This is a genomic window from Acinetobacter lactucae, assembly GCF_013344765.1.
GTDB lineage: Bacteria > Pseudomonadota > Gammaproteobacteria > Pseudomonadales > Moraxellaceae > Acinetobacter > Acinetobacter lactucae_A.
In genome coordinates this window covers 1-1,438 of sequence record NZ_JABVBF010000320.1, presented here as the reverse complement: position 1 = coordinate 1,438, position 1,438 = coordinate 1, and the positions used below count along the sequence as shown (strand labels likewise).

The window sequence follows — 1,438 nt, the reverse complement described above, 5'->3', positions numbered from 1 at the left end:
TGGTGACCGTGGATGGCGTGGATTACCCGGCAACCAACAATGGTGACGGTACTTGGACGCTTGCAGACAATACACTTCCAGTGTTGGCAGATGGCCCGCACACAGTGAGCGTGACTGCAACAGATGTGGCAGGTAACGTTTCAACACCTGCGACAGGCACAGTGACTGTTGATGCAACAGCACCAACCCTTGCAATCACGACAGATGACCTTGCACTTGCGGCAGGTGAAGATGCCAACATCAGTTTCACGTTCAGTGAGGCAGTAGCAGGCTTTGATGCAAGCGACATCACAGTGGTTGGCGGTACATTGACTGGCCTGACTACGACTGACAACATCACCTGGACAGCAGTGTTCACACCGGATGGCACAGGTACAGCACCAAGCATTGCGGTGGCTGATGGTAGCTACACCGATGTCTTGGGTAACCTAGGTACAGGCGATGTACTTGATGGTACAGACGGCTTTATCGTTGACCTTGTTGCACCGGTGGTGACTTTCCCTGATGTATCGACGAACGATACAACGCCTGCATTGACCGGTACGATCGATGATCCTACTGCGAGTGTGGTGGTGACCGTGGATGGCGTGGATTACCCGGCAACCAACAATGGTGACGGTACCTGGACGCTTGCAGACAATACACTTCCAGTGTTGGCAGATGGCCCGCACACAGTGAGCGTGACTGCAACAGATGTGGCAGGTAACGTTTCAACACCTGCGACAGGCACAGTGACTGTTGATGCAACAGCACCAACCCTTGTAATCACGACAGATGACCTTGCACTTGCGGCAGGTGAAGATGCCAACATCAGCTTCACGTTCAGTGAGGCAGTAGCAGGCTTTGATGCAAGCGACATCACAGTGGTAGGCGGTACATTGACTGGCCTGACTACGACTGACAACATCACCTGGACAGCAGTGTTCACACCGGATGGCACAGGCACAGCACCAAGCATTGCGGTGGCTGACGGTAGCTACACAGATGTCTTGGGTAACCTGGGTACAGGCGATGTACTTGATGGTACAGACGGCTTTATCGTTGACCTTGTTGCACCGGTGGTGACTTTCCCTGATGTATCGACGAACGATACAACGCCTGCATTGACCGGTACGATCGATGATCCTACTGCGAGTGTGGTGGTGACCGTGGATGGCGTGGATTACCCGGCAACCAACAATGGTGACGGTACTTGGACGCTTGCAGACAATACACTTCCAGTGTTGGCAGATGGCCCGCACACAGTGAGCGTGACTGCAACAGATGTGGCAGGTAACGTTTCAACACCTGCGACAGGCACAGTGACTGTTGATGCAACAGCACCAACCCTTGCAATCACGACAGATGACCTTGCACTTGCGGCAGGTGAAGATGCCAACATCAGTTTCACGTTCAGTGAGGCAGTAGCAGGCTTTGATGCAAGCGACATCACAGTGGT

General features: G+C 53.4%; 1 protein-coding gene. It reads left to right on the top strand.

Annotated features, from left to right (window positions below; all coding sequences use genetic code 11):
- Positions 1 to 1,438: Ig-like domain-containing protein (locus HUN22_RS17025; protein ID WP_254617560.1), on the top strand; the 1,438-nt coding region annotated here is incomplete at both ends.